The following is a 21,000-nucleotide window of genomic DNA, read 5'->3' on the forward strand; positions in this document are numbered from 1 at the left end:
CGCCCTCACTGCTCGCGCAGCGTCAGCGCCACGCGGGTCACGATCCTGTCCGCGATTTCACGGGCGAGGTTTTCCAGCGCCGTCTGCTCCGCCGCGATGGTGGCGTATTCGCTGGACACGACATCGATCCCTGCATCGGCGCCTTCCGTGGCATCGAGCAGGATTTCGCCGGTCGACGCATCCACCAGCTGGTAGCGGGCACGCAAAGTCCGCCGTTCCCGGCTGACCGTGTCGTCGGCCAGAATGCCGAGCGCTTCGAGATTGTCGTCGAGACGAACGTCGAGACGATATTGCGGTGCTGAATTGCCCGCCGCGCCGAGACGGTCGTTCAACTCACCGCGCACCAGCCATCCGGCCCGTCCTGCGATCGGCGGAACGTCCACGGCTGCCAGTCCCTGTGCGACCGCCCCGCTGCCACCGCCGGCATACATGGGCGACAGGTTGCAGGCCGCGAGCGCGAAACAGGCGAGAAGGCTGAAGACGAAACGCATCACGTAACGATATTCACCAATCTGTCGGGCACGACAATGACCTTGCGCACTTCTGCACCGTCGAGCGAGCGCTGGACCTTTTCGGATGCCAGCGCCATCGCTTCGAGGTCTTCCTTCGAGGCACCCTTGGGCGCGGTAAGCGTATCGCGCAGCTTGCCCTTATGCTGGACGGCGATGGTCACCTCGTCTTCCACCAGCAATGCCGGATCGACTGCGGGCCACGCAGCGTCGGCCACCATCCCGCTCTCGCCGAGACCGGCCCATGCCTCTTCCGCCAAGTGCGGCATCATCGGCGCGACCAGCTGCACGAGGGTGCGGATCGCGTGGCTGCGACTTGCCGAGGGAGCAGCTTTCTCAACCGCCCCTGTCAGCTCGTAAATGCGGGCGACGGCCTTGTTGAAGCCAAGCGCCTCGATGTCTTCGGCGACGGCGGCAATGGTCTGGTGCGTCTTGCGGGCGAGCGCCTTGTCCTCGCCTTCGGCACCTGCGTCATAGGCCGCGAACAGGCGCCACAACCGGTGAACGAAACGGCTGCAGCCCTCGATGCCCGCTTCGGACCACGGCAGGTCGCGTTCGGGCGGGCTGTCGGACAGCATGAACCAGCGCACTGCATCGGCACCGTAAGTGTCGATGATCGTGTCGGGGTCGACGACGTTCTTCTTCGACTTCGACATCTTGATGACGCGGCCGATCTCGACCTCGCCGCCATCCTCCAGGAGGAGCGCACGCTCGGCTTCGCGGCTGATCTCGTCGGGCGCGTAATAGACCGTCTTGCCGCCGGTCTTGCGGCTGTAGGTCTCGTGCGTGACCATGCCTTGCGTAAAGAGCGAGGCGAAGGGCTCCTTCACTTCGATCTGGCCCATGTGGGCGAGCGCGCGGGTCCAAAAGCGGGCGTAGAGAAGGTGCAGGATCGCATGTTCGATGCCGCCGATATACTGTTCGACAGGCAGCCACTTGGATACTTCCTCGGGGTCGAAGGGCCGGTCGTTGGGCTGGCTCGCGAAGCGCAGGAAATACCAGGAGCTATCGACGAAAGTGTCGAGCGTGTCGGTCTCCCGCTCCGCCTTGCCGCCGCACTTGGGGCAATCGACATGCTTCCACGTCGCGTGGCGCAACAGCGGATTGCCGGGCGTCTGGAAATCGACGTCCTCCGGCAGCGTGATCGGCAGGCTGTCCTTGGGAGCGGGGACCACGCCGCAGTCTTCGCAGTGGATGAAGGGAATGGGGGTGCCCCAGTAGCGCTGGCGCGAAACGCCCCAGTCGCGCAGGCGCCAGACGGTCTTGCCCTGGCCCCGGCCCTGTTCTTCGATGCGGCGGATGATTTCGCGCTTGGCTGTCTCCACATCCATGCCGTCGAGGAAGTCCGAATTGACGATCACGCCGTCGCCAGCTTCGGCCTCGCCGTCGAAACCCTTGCCCGCCTCTTCGACGCTCGACGCCACGACGCGCGGGATCGGCAGGCCGTATTTGGTGGCGAATTCGAAGTCGCGCTGGTCGTGGCCCGGCACTGCCATGATGGCGCCGGTACCGTAATCCATCAGCACGAAGTTCGCGATGTAGACCGGCAGGTCCGCGCCGGTGAACGGGTGCTTCGCCGTGATGCCGGTATCGAAACCGAGCTTCTCGGCGGTTTCGAGTTCGGCAGCGGTGGTGCCGCCCTTCTTGCATTCGGCGATGAAGGCGCGCGCCTCGTCACTGTCGATAGCCTGCGCGACCGGATGATCGGCGGCAACCGCAACGAAGCTTGCGCCGAAGATCGTGTCGGGACGCGTCGTGTAGACCGGCAGCTTCTCGCCGTTCGAAAGCTCGAAGCTAAATTCGAGGCCCTTCGACTTGCCGATCCAGTTTTCCTGCATCAGCCGGACCTTGTCGGGCCAGTTCTCGAGGCTGCCCAGCCCCTCCAGCAGTTCCTCGGCGAAGTCGGTGATCTTGAGGAACCACTGGTTCAGCTTGCGCTTCTCGACCTCCGCGCCCGAGCGCCAGCCCTTGCCGTCGATGACCTGCTCGTTGGCAAGCACGGTCATGTCGACCGGGTCCCAGTTGACTTCGCTTTCCTTGCGATAGACGAGGCCCGCTTCGTACAGGTCGATGAAGAGCGCCTGTTCGTGGCCGTAATAATCGGGCTCGCAGGTCGCCAGCTCGCGGCTCCAGTCGAGCGCGAAGCCGAGGCGCTTCAGCTGCGCCTTCATGTGTTCGATATTGTCGCGGGTCCACCCGCCCGGATGGACGCCCTTCTCCATCGCGGCGTTTTCCGCCGGCATACCGAAGGCGTCCCAGCCCATCGGGTGGAGGACTTCGTGCCCGGTCGCCTTCTTGTAGCGCGCCAGCACGTCGCCCATCGTGTAATTGCGCACGTGGCCGATGTGGATGCGCCCGCTGGGATAGGGGAACATCTCGAGCACGTAGCTCTTGGGCTTGTCGGAATTGCTATCCGCGCGGAAGGTCTGCGCGTCTTCCCACGCTGCTTGCCAGCGCGGGTCGGCGGACGAAGGATTGAAACGGGTATCGCTCATGCCCGAAGCCCTTAGGCAATTCGGGCGCAAATGGAACCCGTCAGAATCAGTTGGCGATTGCCTGGCGGCGCAATTCGCGCGCCTTGGTCAGGATGATGTCTTCCAGCTTCTGGACCGTGGCGGCCTGGACCGGGGCATCGACCCAGCCACCCGACTGGGCGACCTGGCGGCTGGCGGCAACGCGCAGGGCATCGGCACGCAAGTCGCGGTCTAGGATGGTCACGGTCATCTTGACCCGCTCGCCCGGATTGTTGGGATTCGCATACCAGTCGGTGACGATCACGCCGCCGCTGCTGTCGGCCTGGAGCAGCGGGGCAAAGCTGACCGCTTCGAGCGATGCGCGCCAGAGATAGGAGTTCACGCCGATGGTCGAGACCTGCGCAGCGGCGAGGTCGGCGCGGGGACGTTCACCCTTGCTGCAAGCGCCCAGCGCCAGTGTGGCGACCGCAAGGCCGGCAATGGCAGCAGTACGACGGATGGAGCGGGTGAAAGTCATGAACGATCCTTGGGTCAAAAGTGTTATCCGGCTCTATAGTGCCTGCTCGCGCTCGGGCAAGCGCCAGCTTGGCCGCATAGACGTCGCAGGCGCGTGAATACCGTCTGAATTGAATGGTATTTGTGGAGGCTATGCAACACTCCGTCATCATGTCGGGACGCCCTTGTGGAAAAGCTGGCCTTGGCCATATGCGAGGCGTAGTCTCTTTGGTCCGGGCCGAGTCGCAGTTTGGCGATATCGCGTTCGGGAACAGTTAAGCGGGCCTCGTCTTTAATGACTGGCACACCCGCAATGGAGAGGACATTCGGCCTGATGGGCACGCAACGGAACAGCAAAGGCAAGGATCGGCTCGCGCCGGTCGTGCTGGCGGCTGCCGTTTGCGCACTCGCCATTCCGGGCGCCGGCCTCGCCGTCGTATCGAGCGCACCCGAAGCCGCGCCCGAAACGATGGAATTCCTGCCGTTCACGCCTGCAGGTGTCGATCCGGAACTGGCAGCTCGCGTTGCTGCAGTGATCGGTGAAGACGCGCTGCGGTTCACCCCGGCCACCAAGCCCCGCCTGTCGAGCCAGCGTACCGTGAATTTCGCGGTCCGGGTGGACAAGGATATCGCGGCATCCATTTCCGGTCGTGCACCGGGTGACAAAATCGCCAGCGCCAACCCGATCGAAAGCGTGCTGCCGGTTACGCCGACCCGCTACAACCTCGGCGTCGCACGCGGTTACCAGAGCTTTGCGCAGCCGACCCGTTCGGCAGCAGCCGTACCGACGGGTATTCGCGATATCGCGATGCCCGACCTGTCGTCTTACCGTGACGGCGAACGCGACGAGCCCAGCCGCTTCCAGTCGCGGATCGAGATCGGTCAGAAAGGCCGTGCCGGTTCCTCGCCGCTCACTATCGAAGGTGCCGGTTCGCAGCAGGTCGACCTCGGCGGCTCCTATAGTCTGAGCCGCAACCTCGACGTGACCGCCGGGGTTCGCCTCAAGCAGGAACGCGATCGTCTCGCTCCGCTTACCAATGGGGTGGAAGACGATCAGGCCGTCTACGTCGGCACGCAGATCCGCTTCTAGGCGGACGAACACTTCCATTTTCCAACGAATACGATTGTCGGCCTTCCCCGAAGGTCTGATTGCCTTTGCGCCGTAATGTATCCATGCCTAGTAATAGGCAAAACGCTACGGAATGCTTGGGAGAATCACTATGGGACGAGTTGCAATCGTAACCGGCGGCACGCGCGGAATCGGTCGGGCTATTTGCGAAAGACTGCGCGACGAACGTGATTGTACGGTCATTGCCAATTACGCCGGCAATGACGAGGCGGCCCGTAAGTTCACCGAAGAAACCGGCATTCCCACAGTGAAATTCGACGTCGGCGATTTCGACGCCGTGCAGGAAGCCTGCGAAAAAGTAGCGGAAGAGCACGGCACCATCGACATCGTCGTCAACAACGCCGGTATCACGCGCGACGGCACGCTCCTGAAGATGAGCTATGACGACTGGGACGCCGTGATGCGCACCAATCTGGGCGGCTGCTTCAACATGGCGAAGGCCGCCTTTCCCGGCATGAAAGAGCGCGGCTGGGGCCGGATCGTCAACATCGGTTCCATCAATGGACAGGCCGGACAATATGGCCAGGTAAACTACGCCGCCGCCAAGAGCGGGATCCACGGCTTCACCAAGGCACTCGCCCAGGAAGGCGCGCGCTTCGGCATCACGGTCAATGCGATTGCCCCGGGCTATATCGATACCGACATGGTCGCAGCCGTGCCTGAACCTGTGCTCGAAAAGATCGTTGCCAAGATCCCGGTAGGCCGCCTCGGAAAGGCCAGCGAAATCGCCCGCGGCGTAAGCTTCCTGTGCTCCGAACATGCCGAGTTCGTCACCGGCTCGACCATGAGCATCAATGGCGGCCAGCACATGTACTGACAAGGAATCGCAACCTCTGACGAGGTTTTCCCAATTACGCATGCCTGAAATGACGCGGCGGCTTACCTTGTTCAGGTAGGCGACGCTCATTCTCGAGCCGGTCCGGCATATCAATTGATGATGCGCGCCGGCGCGAAGCAGTTTAGGTCAGGTGCATGACGACCCCTTACCATCCGCCGAAGAAATACTCGGTCCGCATCGAAGGGCATCGCACTTCGGTGAGCCTGGAGCCTGTATTCTGGGACCTGCTGCGCCGTGCAGCCGCGAGACGCGGCCTGGCCGTCAACACGCTGGTGGCAGGTATCGATGCCGAACGCATCAGGAGCGACACGCCGCCGGGCCTCGCCGGAGCTATCCGCGTGTGGCTCGCAACTCACGAAATGACCGAGCGCACGCAAAAGGGCGACGGACCGTGGTCCGCCGCCCCTGGTAACGATCAGCAGGACTGATCAGTATTTCGCGGTCGCGTCGCTAGCCGGATAGGTTTCGTCGAGCGCTTCGTCGGTCGAACTCATCGTATCGCCCTTCGTAGCAGTCGCTTCCGAGCCGGCATTGCGGAAGGCGCCTTCCGGCTGACCGTCCGCAAATGCGACGCCGTTGCTGTCGCGTTGGTTCTTCTCGTAGTATTTGTACCCGGCATAGCCGAGTGCACCGAGTGCTGCGAGCTTGAGGATCATAATGCTTCCCTTTCGAAAATGATTTCATCCGATCAACGGCTGAAAGCGACGAAAGGTCCGCAACCCCCTCCTCAATCGTCGCCGACCCGTTCGATATCCGCGCCGACCAGCTGAAGCTTTTCCTCCAGGCGTTCGTAACCGCGGTCGAGGTGGTAGAGGCGCCGCACCGTTGTCTCGCCTTTCGCGGCCAGGCCCGCGATCACCAGGCTCATCGAAGCGCGAAGGTCCGTGGCCATCACTTCGGCGCCGGTCAGCTCTACCGGACCGCGAACGATTGCAGTACGCCCCGTGGTCTCGATATCGGCGCCCATGCGGATGAGCTCGGGAACGTGCATGAAGCGGTTCTCGAAGATCGTTTCCTTGAGCACGCTGGTGCCCTCTGCCTTGCACAGCAGGCTCATCAACTGCGCCTGCATGTCGGTCGCGAGGCCGGGGAATGGCGCAGTCGTGAGATTGTGCGCCTTGAGCGGCTGGTTCGCGGCGACCCGCACGCCCTTCTTGTCGGTCTCGATCTCGACACCGATGTTGCGCAAGGCATGGATCGTCGACGCCATGTCATCGGCATCTGCGCCTTCGAGAAACACCTCGCCACCGGTGATCGCCGCAGCGCAGGCGTAAGACCCCGCCTCGATCCGGTCGGGCATCACGCGATAGGTCGCGCCGTGCAGCTTCTTCACTCCGTGGATGGTCAGTTCGGAACTGCCGATACCTTCGATTTCGGCGCCCATGGCGGTGAGCAGGTTGCACAGGTCGACGATTTCCGGCTCGCGCGCGGCATTGATCAGCTTGCTGGTGCCATTGCACAGCACCGCCGTCATCAAGGCATTTTCCGTGGCGCCCACGGACACGACGGGAAAATCGAACTCGCCACCCGGCAGCCCGCCGTCCGGAGCGACTGCCTTCACATACCCTTGCGCCAATTCGATCTGCGCGCCGAAAGCCTCGAGGGCCTTGAGGTGGAGATCGATCGGGCGGTTACCGATCGCGCAGCCGCCAGGGAGCGACACCGTGGCTTCGCCGGTTCGGGCAAGCAGCGGACCGAGAACGAGGATCGACGCGCGCATCTTGCGAACGAGATCGTAAGGCGCGACCGAGCTGGTGATCCGCATGGCTTCGAGCGTGACATTGCGGCCGAACTCCTCGGGCCGCTTGCCGGGGATCGTGTGACTGACACCGAACTGGGTCATGAGGTGCTGGAAACCGTCGATATCGGCGAGACGCGGGAGGTTCCGCAGCGTCACCGCCTCTTCGGTGAGCAGCGCGCACGGTATCAGCGTAAGCGCCGCGTTCTTGGCGCCGGAAATGGGAATGGTCCCCGAAAGGCGATTGCCGCCGCGAATGATAAGTTTGTCCATGGCCCCCTGCCTTAATCCTCTCCGGGGCTGTGGCAAGCGCCATGCGCTTGGTGCCTCCCCCGGTTCCTGCTCGCTCAACCGTCCAGCGATTGACCTGTTCCGGTCGCCGACCTAACCCCGGCCGCATGACCCAGCACAAACCGATCAAGAAGGCCGTCTTCCCCGTTGCGGGACTCGGCACAAGATTCCTGCCCGCCACCAAGGCGATTCCGAAGGAACTGCTTCCCATCGTCGACCGGCCGCTGATCCAATATGCGGTGGACGAGGCCCGCGAGGCCGGGATCGAGCAGATCATCTTCGTAACCGGCCGCGGCAAGACCGCGATCGTCGAGCATTTCGACGTCGCATACGAGCTCGAAAGCACGATGGAAGAGCGCGGCAAGGACATGAGCGTGCTCGATCCGACGCGAGCGACGCCGGGCGACATCATCACCGTGCGCCAGCAGGTGCCGCTGGGACTGGGTCACGCGATCTGGTGCGCGCGTGCAATCGTCGGCAATGATCCCTTTGCGATCCTGCTGCCAGACGAACTCATGGTCGGCGAGCCGGGCTGCATGAAGCAGATGGTCGAAGCCTATAACGAGGTCGGCGGAAACCTGATCTCGGTGCTCGAAGTCCCGCAGGACGAGGTGTCGAGCTATGGCGTCATCGCTCCTGGCGCGGAAATCTCCGATGCGCTGACCGAGGTGACGGGACTGGTCGAAAAGCCGCCGGTTGCAGAAGCGCCGTCGAACAAGATTATCTCCGGACGCTATATCCTCCAGCCCGAGGTGATGCGGACGCTCGAAACGCAGGGCAAGGGTGCGGGCGGCGAAATCCAGCTGACCGATGCCATGGCGCGCATGATCGGCAACCAGCCGTTCCATGCCGTGACCTTCGCCGGCAACCGCTACGATTGCGGAAGCAAGACCGGTTTCGTCGAAGCGACCCTCGCGCTCGCGCTTGAACGCGACGACATGGGAAGCGAAGTCCGCGCCATCGCCGAGCGCCTGCTCGCGAAATAGAAAGCGCCCATTTCAAAAGGAAAGGGCCGGTCCGCCGCTGTGGCAGGCCGGCCCTTCCTGTTTGAAACAACCTTTATCAGCAGCCGGTTTCAGCCGCCGTGCAGGTTTCATCACGCGTGGCCTTGAACTCGTCGCCCTCGTTCCAGTTGGGCCAGCTCGTGCTCATGCCGAGCATACGGCCAAGGCGGTAGAAGAGCTGGAGATCGGCCATCACGCCGGACCAGTCCCAGTTCGGATCGTATTCGTCCTTGGGGCCGTGGTAACGGTTCTCGCGATAGTCGAGCGCCACTCCCGCGCCCGCTTCCGTGCCGCCGTCGACAAGGTCCTCACCGCCATCGACATAGAGCATGGGCACGCCGCGCTTGGCGAAGGCGAAGTGGTCGGACCGGTAGTAATAGCCCGCTTCCGGATTGGGGTTGGGCGTCGAAACCCGGCCATCGGCTTCAAGAGCCGCTTCGAGGAATTGGTCGAGCTGCGATTTGCCCGGCCCGACCACCGTCACGTCCTTGCTCGGTCCGGCAATCAGGAAAGCATCCATGTTGATGCCGCCGACCGTCTGGTCGAGCGGGAAGACCGGGTTGGCCGCGTAATAATCGGCGCCCAGAAGCCCCGATTCCTCGGCCGTAACGGCGAGGAACACCAGCGTGCGGCGCGCAGGCCCGACCTTGGCGTGCGCTTCGGCCAGAGCGACCAGGGCCGCCGTGCCGGTGGCATTGTCGACCGCGCCATTGCAGATGTCGTCACCGTCGGGCGCTGCGGTACACCGGCCCAGGTGGTCCCAGTGCGCGGTGTGGATGACGTATTCGTCCGGCGCTTCCGTCCCGGGAAGGATACCGATCACGTTCTGCGATTCGAAAGTGCGGATGTCGTTCGAAAAGCTGGTCGATGCTTCGAGGCCCAGCGGCACTGTCTTGAAGCCTTCCTTCTTGGCAGCGGCAAACAGCTTGTCGGCATCCTGTCCGGCAGCTTCGAGGATCTGGCGACCCGCCTCGTTCTGGACCCAGCCGTTCATGACGGTGAGCGCAGGCGCATTCTCGCCGCGCTGGGCATAGGCCTGCGGCCCCGACCAGCTGCTTTCGACCACGTTCCAACCATACGAAGCAGGCTCCGTATCGTGGATGATGATCGCTCCGGCAGCGCCCTGGCGGGCAGCTTCTTCATATTTATAGGTCCAGCGGCCGTAATAGGTCATGGCCTTGCCGTTGAAGGGACCTTCCAGGCTTTCGGTACCGAAATCGGGATCGTTAACGAGGATCACGGCGGTCTTGCCGGTCATGTCGACGCCTTCGTAATCGTTCCAGCCACGCTCGGGCGCGTTGACGCCATAGCCCACGAAGACCAGCTCGCTGGCTTCGAGCGTGGTCTGCGCATCTTCGCGATAGGTCACTCCGACCCAGTCACTGCCATATTCGAGCGCGATATCGGTGCCTTCGCCGGAAATCGTCAGCGGCGCAAAGTCCTTGCCGGTAATTTCTACAAGCGGCGCTTCCTGCACCCACGAGCCGTTGTTGCCGGGCTCCAGCCCGGCCGCAGCGAACCGTTCGGTCAGCAGGGCGACGGTCTTTTCCTCCCCGATCGTGCCGGGCATGCGGCCTTCGAATTCGTCGGAGGACAGCTGCTCGGTAATGTCCTTCATCGTCTGCTCGGAAATGTCGGTTGCTGCGATATCCGGGATATCGAGCCCTGCTCTCGCCCCTTCATCGCTGCCGGCGGTACAGGCCGCCAGGAGCAGCGCACCTGCTGCGGTCAGGCTTGTGCGGATCATGGTAATGCACCCTCTTGTTGGTTTGCGTGGCGCGCTTGTTGCAGCACCGGGCAAAGAGGGCAAGCTTGCACCGGACGGCCAAGGGAGGCAGACCGCGCGCAATGACCGCCGACTGGACCGACGCGCTGCAAAGAGCGCGGGCTCACGCCCCTTACCTGGCGCGCGGGCTGGAGCTATATCCGGAGATTGCGGACCTGCTGGCGCAGGGCGATGGCGAGGCGGCTCTCGAAGAAGCAAAGCGGATCGCGGCAGGTGTCGATGATGTCGGCCTCGCCCTGCGGCGCGAGAAGCGTGCACTCGCCACGGCACTCGCGATAGGTGACCTCGCCGGAGCTTTCGATCTCGACAAGGTCATGCGCGAGCTTTCGCTGTTTGCCGACCGCGCAATGCACCGGGCTATCGAGGCAGCGATCGCGCGCCGGGTCGAAGGCGCGCCCAGCGATGGCATGATCGCGCTGGCATTGGGCAAGCACGGTTCGGGTGAGTTGAACTACAGCTCCGATATCGATCCGATCCTGCTCTACGATCCCGAAAGGCTGGCACGGCGCGAGCGGGACGAGCCGGGAGAAGCGGCGCAGCGCTATGCCCGCGAGATGGTGCGCACGCTGTCTGACGTAACCAGCGAAGGATATGTTTTCCGGGTCGATCTGCGCCTGCGCCCGGCATCCGAGGTGAGCCCGCTGGCGATCCCCCTCGATGCCGCGATTACGCATTACGAAAGCTCTGCCTTGGCGTGGGAGCGCGCCGCTTTCATTCGCGCACGCTCCTGTGCGGGCGATATTGCGGCAGGCGAGAAATTCCTTGACCAGATCCGTCCCTTCGTCTGGCGCCGCAGCCTCGATTTCGGTGCGATCGACGCGGTGCGGCAGCTGACCCGCAGGATCAGGGAGCAGCAGACCGGACTCACCGCTCCTGCGCCGGGCTACAACGTGAAGCTCGGTCGGGGAGGCATTCGCGAGATCGAGTTCTTCGCCCAGACGCACCAGCTCATTCATGGCGGGCGCAATCCGGATCTGCGTGACAAGCGCACGCGCGCCGCCCTCGACGCACTGGCCGATGCCGGACATATCGACAAAGAGGACGCCGCTTCGCTTGGCGCTGCTTACGACGGATTGCGGCAGATCGAACACCGCCTGCAGATGGTGGGAGACCGCCAGACGCACACTCTCCCCGAAGGCGACGCACTCGACAATGTCGCCCGGCTCGACGGTTTTTCCGATGGCACCGCCTGGATCAAGCATATCACGTCGCTGACCGCTCCTGTTGCGCAGCGCTACGATGCATTGCTCGCCGAAGACGAGGTCTCCGTGCCAGTCGACAGCCCGCATGTGGAGGCCGCACCTGCCCGGAAGGAACTCGACGCGGACATGGTTGAACGTGTCGCAAGCTGGACCGACGGCCGTTATCCGCCCCTGCGCAGCACCGCGGCCCTGTCGGCCTTCGAAGCGATACGCGCGCCTCTTCTCGATTCCCTCGCATCGGCGAAGGAACCGGAACGCGCCGCCGCGCGCTGGGAGAGCCTGCTTTCCAAGCTGTCGAGCGCGATCAACCTTTTCCGACTGCTGGAGGCGCGGCCCGGCCTGTTCCAGTTGCTAGCCGATTGCCTGACACTGGCCCCGCCACTGGCGGACGCGATCGCCCTGCGCCCCGAACTCGTCGACGCTCTGATCGACCGGACCGCACTCGATTTGCCGGGCGAGCGTGGTGATCTGGCTGCAGAGATGCGGCGCGGCGAACGGGGCGACACTTACGAAGACAGGCTCGACCGCATTCGCATCGTCACCGGGGAAGCACGCTTCGCTCTCGGCGTGCAGGTGATCGAAACGGCGCACGACCCACTCGATATCGCTGCCGCCCTGTCGCGCGTGGCCGAAGCCGCGATCGAGGTTGCGCAGGAAGCCGCAGAAGCGGAGTTCGCAGAACGCCACGGCAGGATCGCTGACAGCGAGCTGGTGGTGCTGGGGCTTGGCAGGCTTGGCGGCGGAATGCTGACGCACGCCTCTGACCTCGACGTTGTCTATCTCTTCACCGGCAGCCACGAAGGCGAATCCGATGGCGAGCGCCCGCTCGGCGCGACGCTCTATTATAACCGGCTCGCGCAGCGGGTGAGCGCGGCGCTGTCCGTGCCGACTGCCGAAGGCGCGCTCTACGAGGTCGACACCCGGCTCCGCCCCCAAGGCGCACAGGGACCGCTTGCCGTCAGTCTGGAAAGCTTTCTCAGGTACCAGAAGGAAGACGCCTGGACGTGGGAACACATGGCCCTCACCCGCGCGCGCGCGCTGACGGGAAGCGGTGAGGCACGACGCCAGGTCGACGAGGCCTTGCGCGAAGTCTTGTGCTGCAAGCGCTCCACAGAGGCGCTGGTCGACGACGTCAGGACGATGCGCAGCGACATGGCGACGCACAAACCCGCGCGCGGTCCGCTCGACATCAAGCTGCTGCGCGGCGGGCTCGTCGATCTCGAATTCCTCGTACACTACCTGCAATTGCGCGAAGGCGAGGCACTGACGCCGCGGCTGGACGATGCGATCGCCCAGCTTGCCGCGCGCGAACTCATTCCCTCTTCGCTGGGTCAGGCCCACGACTTGATGACGCGACTGCTGGTGGGTACGCGGCTGCTCGCACCCGACCTGGCGATCCCGGAAAAGCCGCAAAAGGCGATCCTGTCGCGCCTGTGCCGGGTCGAGAAATTCCGCCACCTGAGAACCGCGCTCGATGAGGCGCGCGAACAGGTGGCAGAGCAATGGAACCGCTTGCTGGAAGAGCAATTGGAGATCGAACGATGACGAGCTTTGAACAGGGCGATGCCTTTCCTGACTTCGAAATGGAGACCCCCGACGGTGGCACGGTCACCAAGGGCGACCTCGCCGGCAAGAAGGCCGTGATCTTCTTCTATCCCAAGGACAACACGCCGGGCTGCACGACCGAAGCGAAGGATTTCAGCGCCCTGAAGCCGGAGTTCGAGAAGGCCGGGGTGCGCCTGCTTGGCGTCAGCAAGGATAGCGCGAAGAAGCACCAGAACTTCATCGCCAAGCACGACCTGACGGTCGAACTCGCTACCGACGCGGAAGAAGACGGCCTTTCGGATAGGCTCGGCGTATGGGGCGAAAAGAAGAATTACGGGCGCACCTATATGGGCATGATCCGCTCGACCTTCCTCATCGGCGAAGATGGTAAGATCCTGCGGGTCTGGCCGAAGGTCAGGGTCAAGGGGCACGCCGACGAGGTACTCGAAGCAGCACGCTCCGCGTGACGTCACGACGCCGCAGCGTATCGGGCGCCATCAGGGACGCCCTCCTCACGGGCGATAAGTCCGCCAAGGTCTTCGCCGCCCGGCAAGTCGCCCGCGATTGGCGGCTGGGACGACTGGCGTTCGATTTCGACTGCCCGATGCCCGACCGACCGGCCTGGCCGGAAGAGCTGGAACTGCTGGCACCGGGCAAGATGCCGCGGCGCTCGCGCGGGGGATCTCTGACGGGTCGGATCGCCCTGTGGCACTCTTTGGCCCACATCGAATTCGTCGCGATCGACCTGGCGCTCGATATGGCCGGGCGGTTCGGCGAATCGATGGGCGAGCAGTTCGTCGGCGATTTCCTGTCCGTGGCCGCAGACGAAGCGATGCATTTCGCCCTGATCGAGCGCAAGCTCGCGACCATGGGGTCGCATTATGGCGCGCTGCCGGCGCATGACGGGCTGTGGGGCGCCGCGCAGGATACAGCGCATGACGTCACTGCACGACTGGCGATCGTTCCCATGGTGCTCGAGGCGCGCGGCCTCGACGTCACGCCGGCCATGCTGGAGCGCGTACGGTCTCAGGGAGACGAAAACGGGGCGCGAATCCTCGAACGAATCCTTGACGACGAGATTCGCCACGTCGCTTTCGGGGCCAAGCACTTTCGTGAGCTGTGCATTACGCGCGACGAAAAGCCGCCGGAATCATGGCAAAAATTGGTCGAAATGCATTTTTCAGGGGGGCTGAAGCCGCCATTCAACGACTCGGCGCGTGCGGCAGCCGGTTTATCGCGCGACTTCTACGCAGCTATTGCTTGATTAACCTTTGCAGCCATAACCCATACTCACGAGATGCCGGGGGGTTCCGGCGGTTTTGAAGAAACACGGTCCGAAAGGCATGGGACGCCTGAGGATCGCAAGGACACGATACCGAAAAGGTATCGACAGGACGGGTTAGCAATGATTTCCAAGCGCAGCACGATTGCCGTGACGATGCTTGCCGCAGGCATGAGCATCGCAGCCGCTCCGGCGCACGCGGAAACCAACGCAGCGGCAGCTGCGGTCGGTGCCATCGACGTGTCGAAGGTTACCTCCGACAGTGCCGGCGAAGCGGACGAGCAGTTCACCGAACTCTTCGCACGCTGGGAAGCACCCAACCAGGCTTCGCTCATCACGGCGGGTCCGCAGGTTGCCATCCCTTCGCGTATGCCGCTCGAAGACGCCAAGCTGACGAGCGACTATGGCATGCGCACCCACCCGGTTCTGCGCCGCCGCATGGGCCACAAGGGCGTCGATCTCGCCGCACCGACCGGCACGCCGATCTACGCAACGGCCGACGGCGTCGTCTCCAAGGCGGAGCGCTTCTCCAGCTACGGCAAGTTCGTCAGCATCGAACACGGCGCCCGCATCCAGACGCGTTATGCGCATATGTCCCGGATCGCCGTGTCCGATGGTGCCCGCGTCAAGAAGGGCGACCTGCTCGGCTATGTCGGCTCGACCGGCCGCTCCACCGGCCCGCACCTTCACTATGAAGTCCGCATCGACGGCGAAGCGGTCAACCCGGTTCCCTATATGGTCGAATCGTCCGCACAGCGCGCTTTCGCCCTTGCGATCGGTGAAGGCGGCCAGGGCGGCGGCGATGAAGACTGAGTTTTTATTCGAAAGGCCACGAGCCCTTCGGGTCAGCGGAATTAGGCGTCGGAGCGATCCGGCGCCTTTTTTCTTGCCCGAACGCAACAGGTAGGTAGGTTTCTTTGAGCAACCGGACGAGTCCGCCAACAGGACCGACGGCAGTGAGAGAGAGGACCCTATGCACCCCATCACCCATGCGCAGGCGCGCCCCGACCATCCCGCGATCATCATGGCGGGCACCGGCGAGACGGTCACCTATGGGGAGATGGACGCCTACGCCAACCGCTTCGCCCAATTGCTACGCGCGCACGGCCTGAAACGCGGCGACCACGTCGCGATACTGATGGAAAACACCATCGATTACCTGCAGCTGGTCTGGGGTTCGCAGCGCGCAGGCACCATGATGGTGCCGATCTCGACACGCCTCACCGCACCGGAAATCTGCTACATCCTGAAGGACGCAGGCGCGAAGCTGCTGGTCACCTCGCGCTACTTCGACGAGGTAATGGATGATATCCGTGCCGACTGTCCGGACATGGAAATCCTCGCCAAGGACGGGGAGGGCGAGGAAAATCTTGCGGCTGCGCTGGCGAAATATCCCGCCGAACCGATCGCGGACGAGGCTCCGGGCCAGTACATGCTCTATTCCAGCGGCACGACCGGCAGGCCCAAGGGTATCCGCCCCGCGCCGCCCGCCGATGACGATATCCTCGCGGTGAACCCGCTCGTCGGCCTTGCCGTGATGGGCGTCGGCTGGCCGGCGGATGGTAGCATGATCTATCTTTCGCCCGCCCCGCTCTATCACGCGGCACCGCTTGGCTGGTGCACCACAGCGCATCGCCTCGGCGCGACTATCGTGGTCATGGAAAAGTTCGACCCCGAGACCGCTCTTGAAGCGATCGAGAAATACCGCGTGACCGACAGCCAGTGGGTGCCGACCCATTTCGTGCGCATGCTCAAGCTCGATCCCGAAGTGCGCACGCGCTACGACCTCTCCACCCATGTCCGCGCGATCCATGCGGCGGCCCCGTGCCCCGTTCCGGTGAAGCGCGAAATGATCGAGTGGTGGGGCCCCATCGTCATCGAATATTACGCCGGATCGGAAGGCATCGGCATGACGCTGGTGAAGAGCGAGGACTGGCTCACGCACCCCGGCACGGTCGGCAAGCCGATCCACGGGCAGCTGCATGTCTGCGGTCCCGATGGCGAGGAAGTGCCCGCAGGGACCGACGGCCTGCTCTATTTCGAAAACGAGAACATTCCGACCTATCACAACGATCCGGAAAAGACCGCCGACGCCATGCATCCGAAGGGGTGGATGACATTGGGCGATATCGGCCATGTGGACGAGGACGGATTCCTCTTCCTGACCGACCGCAAGAGCCACATGATCATTTCCGGCGGCGTCAACATCTACCCGCAAGAGATCGAGAACCTGCTCGTCACGCATGACAAGGTCATGGACGCCGCCGTGATCGGTGCGCCCTGCCCCGATTTCGGCGAGAAGGTCGTTGCCGTTGTCCAGCCAATCGACATGGGCGAGGCTGGCGAAACGCTGGAAGCCGAACTGCGCGATTTTCTCGCCCCGCAGCTAGCCAAGATCAAGATGCCCAAGCTGTTCGACTTCCGCGAGCAATTGCCGCGCGAGGCGAACGGCAAGCTCTACAAGCGCGAATTGCGCGACGAGTACGCGAAGAAGGCGGAGATAGAAGCGGAGCAGGCGTGATGGCGAGCGCAGCGAAACCCCGCCTCGATCCGCCAACCGCCTACGAGGTCATCTCTCCGGAAAGCTACGCCGGATGGGACCCGCTGCTCGACACCTTCGATCGCCTACGGGACGAAAGCCCGGTGGCCTGGGTCGAGGATCCCGAGGGCCGCCACCCGCCGTTCTGGCTGGTCAGCCGCTATGACGACGTGATGCGCGTCTCGAAGGACAATGCGACCTTCCTCAACAATCCGCAGACGGTCGTCTTCAGCCTGACCGAAGGAATCGAGTTCGCCAAGAACCTGACCGGCGGCAGCCCGCATATGGTCGCCAGCCTCGTCACCTTCGACGCGCCGATCCACATGAAATACCGCAAGCTCACGCAGGAATGGTTCATGCCCAAGAACCTGCGCACGCTGGAGGACGAGATCCGCGAGCTGGCGCAAAAGACGGTCGACCGTCTGATCGAAGCCGGGCCGGAAGCGGACTTTTGCAAGCTCGTTTCGCAGCCCTATCCGCTTCACGTGGTCATGCAGATCCTCGGCGTGCCCGAGGAAGACGAGCCGCGCATGCTGATGCTCACGCAGCAAATGTTCGGCGGACAGGACGAAGACCTCAACCAGTCCGGCATGAAGGACCTGCCGCCCGAAGCCATCACCCAGCTGGTCGCAGGTGCGGTGAAGGATTTCGAAGCCTATTTCGCAGGCCTGACCGCCGAAAAGCGCGCCAATCCGACCGACGATGTCGCCAGCACCATTGCCAATGCCACGGTCGACGGAGAACCGCTCAACGACCGCGACATGATGGGCTATTACATCATCGTCGCTGCCGCCGGCCACGACACGACCAGCGCCAGCACGGCAGGTGCCATGCTCGCCTTGGCGCAGGACCCGGAGCAATGGGACAAGGTGAAAGCCGACCGCTCGCTGCTGCCCGGTATCGTGGAAGAAGCGATCCGCTGGACCAGCCCGGTGCAGCATTTCATGCGCACGGCGGCCGAGGACACCGAGCTTGGCGGCCAGCACATCGCCAAGGGCGACTGGCTGATGATCAATTACGTCGCCGCCAATCACGATCCGGCCCAGTTCGGAAACCCGCGCAAGTTCGATGCCAGCCGCAGCCCCAGCCGGCACCTCGCTTTCGGGGCCGGGGCGCACCAATGCCTCGGCCTCCACCTCGCACGGCTGGAGATGCGCATCCTGTTCGAAACCCTGCTCGACCGGGTCGAGAGCGTGGAACTGGCCGGAGAACCGAAGCGCGCGAAGTCGACCTTCGTCGGCGGGCTCAAGACCTTGCCGCTCCGGATCGCCGCTGCCTGAGACGTAATGCCGACGGGTGACGAAGGCGACAGTGTGTCGCCCGCGGCGAAAGGACATTTGTTCTTTTACTACAAGATTTTTACGGCCCAACCCGCCGGGTGACACTTTCGCTGCATTTTGTCCTTCGGCGAGCAACGGGAATGATGTCCACATAGCCGCCGATCGCCATGTAGGAAATTGCCGCTTGCGATGCCCCTGGCCGGATGCAGGAGCAGCACCTGTCGGCCGGGACCGGTCTTTCTTCGCCTGCCCCAAGACTTGGTCACCATAACATTTGCCCGGCCGAAGTCGAAAGTCCGCAAAACCAAGTCAAACCCGCGCAATTGTGGGGAAAATCGAACTCGGTTCATCGCATATTTCTACGGTTCACCGCACATTTCTGCTAGATGAATGACATGGATACAACAGTAGGGGGATCCACTTTCGGCTGAGGCCGGAGGCGGGACTTCCTGCGCATAAGAAAGGGGGGAATCTATGACATTGCTAGAGCCGCACAACATGCCGTTTGCGGCCGCGCTCGTCATCATGCTCATCCTCGCGATCGTCCAGTTGATCGGGGTTGCCGATTTCGGCGATGCCGACGTGGACATGGAGGTGGATGCCGACGGGATGCCGGATGCGGGAATGCTCGACGGGCTGCTCACGCTGCTCGGCATCGGGCGCATACCGCTGACGATCTGGCTGGCACTGTTCCTCTTCCTGTTCGCAGGGATAGGCCTTTCGATCCAGGAGCTTGCCGCCAGCCTTACCGGCGGTCCGCTCTACAGCTGGCTCGCCGCGCTGATCGCCGGCGCTGCCGCACTGCCGGTCACGGGCATCTTCGCACGGCCTTTGGGCCGGATCATGCCCAAGGATCACACTACCGCGGTGAGCACGGACAGCCTTGTCGGTCGCCGCGCCCGGATCACAGACGGCGTCGCCCGCCAGGCTTCGCCTGCGCGTGCCCGGGTCAAGGACGTGCACGGCCAGTCGCATTACGTGATGGTCGAGCCGCACGAGGCATCATCCGAACTCCACGCAGGTGACGAGGTCCTCCTCGTGCGCCGCGAGGGCAATCAATTCTATGCGACCGCGCTCGCCGAGCGTCGCCTGTCGCCAACAAATCAACAATAAGGAGAAGCAATGGACAGTCTATTTGGAACCTCGCTGGTAATGGTCGGGGGTGCCACCCTACTCGGCATCATCATCATCACTTTCCTGCTGAAAATGTATCGCCGTGCCTCGAAGGAAATCGCCTTCGTGCGGACCGGTGTCGGCGGCGAAAAGGTCGTCATGAACGGGGGCGCACTGGTACTGCCGGTCTTCCATGAAACCATGCCGGTCAACATGAACACGCTGGTGCTTTCGGTCATTCGCCGCGATGGCGAGGCGCTGATCACGCTCGACCGCCTGCGGATCGACGTGAAAGCGGAATTCTACGTCCGCGTGAAGCCCGATGCCGATGCGATCGCCATGGCCGCGCAGACGCTCGGCCAGCGCACGATGCAGCCGGAAATGCTGAAGGACCTCGTCGAAGGCAAGTTCGTCGACGCACTGCGCTCCGTCGCAGCCGGCATGACGATGAACGAGCTGCACGAGCAGCGTGCCGACTTCGTCCAGAAGGTGCAGCAGGTGTCGTCGAACGACCTCGCCATGAACGGCCTGGAGCTGGAATCGGTCTCGCTGACCGGTCTCGACCAGACGAGCATCGAGCACTTCAACGCCAACAACGCTTTCGACGCCGAAGGTCTGACCAAGCTGACCGAGCAGATCGAGGCGCGCAAGAAACTGCGCAACGACATCGAGCAGGACACGCGCGTGCAGATGGAAACGAAGAACCTCGAGGCCGATGCACGCAGCTTCGAAATCGGGCGCGACAAGGAATACGCCCGCCTCCAGCAAGAGCGCGAGGTGGAAATCCGCCGCGCCGCGCAGTCCTCGGAAATCGCCCGCGAACAGGCAGAGCGCAGCCGCGAGGCCGATGCTGCCCGGATCGAAGCGAAGAAGCAGGTCGACGCGCAGCAGATCGAGGCCGACCGCCTTGTCGAAGAGGCGCGGATCGACCAGCAGCGCGCGCTCGAAATCGCCCGGCAGGAGCAGCAGATCGCGGTCCAGAACAAGAGCCGCGAGGAAAGCCAGGCCAAGGCGGAGGCCGATGAGGCCCGCGCCAAGGCAGTCGCTGCCGAAGAGCAGGTTGCCACCAGCCGTGAAAGCGAGATCGCCGAAAGGCAGAAGAAGATCGAGCTGATCGAAGCCTCGAAGCAGGCCGAGCGCGAAGCCATCCAGGTCCGCGTCGAAGCCGAGGCAGAGAAGGACGCTGCGACCAACCGCGCCGAAGCTTTGCGCCTCGAAGCGCAGGGTGAGGCCGAGGCCGAGAAGCTGCGGGCAGAAGCTGCCCGTGTGCGCTTCGAAGTCGAGGCAGCCGGTCAGAAGGCGATCAACGAAGCGGCGAACATCCTGTCGTCCGACCAGATCAGCCTGCAAACCAAGATGGCCCTGCTCAAGGTCCTGCCCGAACTGGTCAAGGAAAGCGCCAAGCCGATGGAAGCGATCGAGAGCATCAAGATCGTCCAGGTCGACGGGCTTACCAATGGCGGCGGCAAGTCGTCGGGCGGTGCAGCCGGTGTCAGCGGCGGATCGGGCAACCTCGCGACCGATGCGGTCAGCGCAGCACTTGCCTACCGTGCCCAGGCTCCGGTGCTTGACGGGCTGATGAAGGAACTGGGCCTCGACGGCTCCAGCCTCAACAGCCTGGTAAAGGGCCCGGCCGAGCAGACCGGAGGCTTCGAAGTGGAAGACGCGCCCGAGCCGAAGAAGGAAGACGCCCCCAAGGCGCTTCCCGCCAACGGCAAGGACGCAGGCAAGAGCAAGGACAGCGACGAAAGCCCCAAGGCCGACGCCTGATCCGC

At 63.5% G+C, this 21,000-nt stretch carries 18 protein-coding genes; 12 read left to right on the top strand and 6 right to left on the bottom strand.

The window, feature by feature from the left end; translation table 11 throughout:
- Positions 1 to 5: 5 nt before the first annotated feature.
- The 3 genes from lptE to BM173_RS01990 are packed head-to-tail and all read right to left on the bottom strand — an operon-like array spanning position 6 to position 3,500.
- Positions 6 to 491 (bottom strand): LPS assembly lipoprotein LptE, encoded by a 486-nt coding sequence (gene lptE, locus BM173_RS01980; protein WP_090476824.1) that lies wholly within the window; start codon positions 489 to 491, stop codon positions 6 to 8.
- Positions 491 to 3,004 (bottom strand): leucine--tRNA ligase, encoded by a 2,514-nt coding sequence (gene leuS / locus BM173_RS01985; RefSeq protein WP_090476825.1) that lies wholly within the window; start codon positions 3,002 to 3,004, stop codon positions 491 to 493. The genes lptE and leuS overlap by 1 nt, the downstream gene beginning before the upstream one ends.
- 46 nt (positions 3,005 to 3,050) lie before the next feature.
- Positions 3,051 to 3,500: a DUF3576 domain-containing protein gene (locus BM173_RS01990; protein ID WP_090476828.1), complete on the bottom strand. Its 450-nt coding sequence runs from the start codon at positions 3,498 to 3,500 to the stop codon at positions 3,051 to 3,053.
- Between the two features lie 273 nt (positions 3,501 to 3,773).
- On the opposite strand from BM173_RS01990, the gene BM173_RS01995 reads away from it, so the two are divergent.
- The 3 genes from BM173_RS01995 to BM173_RS02005 all read left to right on the top strand — a co-directional run bounded on the left by BM173_RS01995 (position 3,774) and on the right by BM173_RS02005 (position 5,873).
- Positions 3,774 to 4,568 carry a hypothetical protein gene (locus tag BM173_RS01995; protein ID WP_245755727.1) on the top strand — a complete coding sequence of 265 codons (795 nt, stop codon included), beginning with the start codon at positions 3,774 to 3,776 and terminating at the stop codon, positions 4,566 to 4,568.
- Between the two features lie 130 nt (positions 4,569 to 4,698).
- Positions 4,699 to 5,424, top strand: coding sequence for an acetoacetyl-CoA reductase (gene phbB / locus BM173_RS02000; RefSeq protein ID WP_090476832.1), 726 nt, complete (start codon positions 4,699 to 4,701; stop codon positions 5,422 to 5,424).
- A 155-nt stretch (positions 5,425 to 5,579) separates the two neighbouring features.
- Entirely contained in the window at positions 5,580 to 5,873 is a 294-nt protein-coding gene (locus tag BM173_RS02005; protein WP_090476834.1) for a ribbon-helix-helix domain-containing protein, read from the top strand.
- Here BM173_RS02005 and BM173_RS02010 read toward each other — a convergent pair whose 3' ends face one another.
- Both BM173_RS02010 and murA read right to left on the bottom strand, forming a co-directional pair.
- The gene (locus tag BM173_RS02010) at positions 5,874 to 6,101 is read right to left on the bottom strand and encodes a hypothetical protein (protein ID WP_177201775.1); all 228 of its coding nucleotides are present in this window, start codon (positions 6,099 to 6,101) and stop codon (positions 5,874 to 5,876) included. It lies immediately after the preceding gene.
- 71 nt (positions 6,102 to 6,172) lie between these two features.
- Entirely contained in the window at positions 6,173 to 7,456 is a 1,284-nt protein-coding gene (gene murA / locus BM173_RS02015; RefSeq protein ID WP_090476838.1) for a UDP-N-acetylglucosamine 1-carboxyvinyltransferase, read from the bottom strand.
- Between the two features lie 125 nt (positions 7,457 to 7,581).
- On the opposite strand from murA, the gene galU reads away from it, so the two are divergent.
- Entirely contained in the window at positions 7,582 to 8,460 is an 879-nt protein-coding gene (gene galU, locus BM173_RS02020; RefSeq protein ID WP_090476840.1) for a UTP--glucose-1-phosphate uridylyltransferase GalU, read from the top strand.
- Positions 8,461 to 8,536: 76 nt separating this feature from the next.
- Here galU and BM173_RS02025 read toward each other — a convergent pair whose 3' ends face one another.
- Positions 8,537 to 10,225, bottom strand: coding sequence for a M28 family metallopeptidase (locus BM173_RS02025; RefSeq protein ID WP_090476843.1), 1,689 nt, complete (start codon positions 10,223 to 10,225; stop codon positions 8,537 to 8,539).
- Positions 10,226 to 10,326: 101 nt separating this feature from the next.
- On the opposite strand from BM173_RS02025, the gene BM173_RS02030 reads away from it, so the two are divergent.
- The 8 genes from BM173_RS02030 (at position 10,327) to BM173_RS02065 (ending at position 20,995) form a co-directional block, all read left to right on the top strand.
- A complete protein-coding gene (locus tag BM173_RS02030; protein WP_090476844.1) occupies positions 10,327 to 13,011 on the top strand; it encodes a bifunctional [glutamine synthetase] adenylyltransferase/[glutamine synthetase]-adenylyl-L-tyrosine phosphorylase in 2,685 nt (894 codons plus the stop codon).
- On the top strand, positions 13,008 to 13,478 hold the full coding sequence (locus tag BM173_RS02035; protein WP_090476847.1) for a peroxiredoxin: 471 nt from the start codon (positions 13,008 to 13,010) through the stop codon (positions 13,476 to 13,478). The genes BM173_RS02030 and BM173_RS02035 overlap by 4 nt, the downstream gene beginning before the upstream one ends.
- On the top strand, positions 13,475 to 14,275 hold the full coding sequence (locus BM173_RS02040) for a ferritin-like domain-containing protein (RefSeq protein ID WP_090476849.1): 801 nt from the start codon (positions 13,475 to 13,477) through the stop codon (positions 14,273 to 14,275). Before BM173_RS02035 ends, BM173_RS02040 begins: the two co-directional genes overlap by 4 nt.
- 141 nt (positions 14,276 to 14,416) lie before the next feature.
- Positions 14,417 to 15,106, top strand: a complete 690-nt coding sequence (locus BM173_RS02045) for a M23 family metallopeptidase (protein ID WP_245755728.1) — start codon at positions 14,417 to 14,419, stop codon at positions 15,104 to 15,106.
- Positions 15,107 to 15,266: 160 nt separating this feature from the next.
- Complete coding sequence (locus BM173_RS02050) at positions 15,267 to 16,814, top strand: acyl-CoA synthetase (protein WP_090476851.1); 1,548 nt, start codon at positions 15,267 to 15,269, stop codon at positions 16,812 to 16,814.
- Complete coding sequence (locus BM173_RS02055) at positions 16,814 to 18,112, top strand: cytochrome P450 (protein WP_090476853.1); 1,299 nt, start codon at positions 16,814 to 16,816, stop codon at positions 18,110 to 18,112. Before BM173_RS02050 ends, BM173_RS02055 begins: the two co-directional genes overlap by 1 nt.
- A gap of 474 nt (positions 18,113 to 18,586) precedes the next feature.
- Entirely contained in the window at positions 18,587 to 19,225 is a 639-nt protein-coding gene (locus BM173_RS02060) for a YqiJ family protein (RefSeq protein ID WP_090476855.1), read from the top strand.
- Positions 19,226 to 19,264: 39 nt separating this feature from the next.
- Complete coding sequence (locus BM173_RS02065; protein ID WP_425438794.1) at positions 19,265 to 20,995, top strand: flotillin family protein; 1,731 nt, start codon at positions 19,265 to 19,267, stop codon at positions 20,993 to 20,995.
- Positions 20,996 to 21,000 lie beyond the last annotated feature (5 nt).

This window comes from Qipengyuania nanhaisediminis, assembly GCF_900115585.1.
Classification (GTDB): domain Bacteria; phylum Pseudomonadota; class Alphaproteobacteria; order Sphingomonadales; family Sphingomonadaceae; genus Qipengyuania; species Qipengyuania nanhaisediminis.

Coding starts and splice junctions, on each gene's coding strand:
- lptE (WP_090476824.1), bottom strand. CDS start 491: ATGCGTTTCGTCTTCAGCCTTCTCGCCTGTTTCGCGCTCGCGGCCTGC.
- leuS (WP_090476825.1), bottom strand. CDS start 3,004: ATGAGCGATACCCGTTTCAATCCTTCGTCCGCCGACCCGCGCTGGCAA.
- BM173_RS01990 (WP_090476828.1), bottom strand. CDS start 3,500: ATGACTTTCACCCGCTCCATCCGTCGTACTGCTGCCATTGCCGGCCTT.
- BM173_RS01995 (WP_245755727.1), top strand. CDS start 3,774: ATGACTGGCACACCCGCAATGGAGAGGACATTCGGCCTGATGGGCACG.
- phbB (WP_090476832.1), top strand. CDS start 4,699: ATGGGACGAGTTGCAATCGTAACCGGCGGCACGCGCGGAATCGGTCGG.
- BM173_RS02005 (WP_090476834.1), top strand. CDS start 5,580: ATGACGACCCCTTACCATCCGCCGAAGAAATACTCGGTCCGCATCGAA.
- BM173_RS02010 (WP_177201775.1), bottom strand. CDS start 6,101: ATGATCCTCAAGCTCGCAGCACTCGGTGCACTCGGCTATGCCGGGTAC.
- murA (WP_090476838.1), bottom strand. CDS start 7,456: ATGGACAAACTTATCATTCGCGGCGGCAATCGCCTTTCGGGGACCATT.
- galU (WP_090476840.1), top strand. CDS start 7,582: ATGACCCAGCACAAACCGATCAAGAAGGCCGTCTTCCCCGTTGCGGGA.
- BM173_RS02025 (WP_090476843.1), bottom strand. CDS start 10,225: ATGATCCGCACAAGCCTGACCGCAGCAGGTGCGCTGCTCCTGGCGGCC.
- BM173_RS02030 (WP_090476844.1), top strand. CDS start 10,327: ATGACCGCCGACTGGACCGACGCGCTGCAAAGAGCGCGGGCTCACGCC.
- BM173_RS02035 (WP_090476847.1), top strand. CDS start 13,008: ATGACGAGCTTTGAACAGGGCGATGCCTTTCCTGACTTCGAAATGGAG.
- BM173_RS02045 (WP_245755728.1), top strand. CDS start 14,417: ATGATTTCCAAGCGCAGCACGATTGCCGTGACGATGCTTGCCGCAGGC.
- BM173_RS02050 (WP_090476851.1), top strand. CDS start 15,267: ATGCACCCCATCACCCATGCGCAGGCGCGCCCCGACCATCCCGCGATC.
- BM173_RS02055 (WP_090476853.1), top strand. CDS start 16,814: ATGGCGAGCGCAGCGAAACCCCGCCTCGATCCGCCAACCGCCTACGAG.
- BM173_RS02060 (WP_090476855.1), top strand. CDS start 18,587: ATGACATTGCTAGAGCCGCACAACATGCCGTTTGCGGCCGCGCTCGTC.
- BM173_RS02065 (WP_425438794.1), top strand. CDS start 19,265: ATGGTCGGGGGTGCCACCCTACTCGGCATCATCATCATCACTTTCCTG.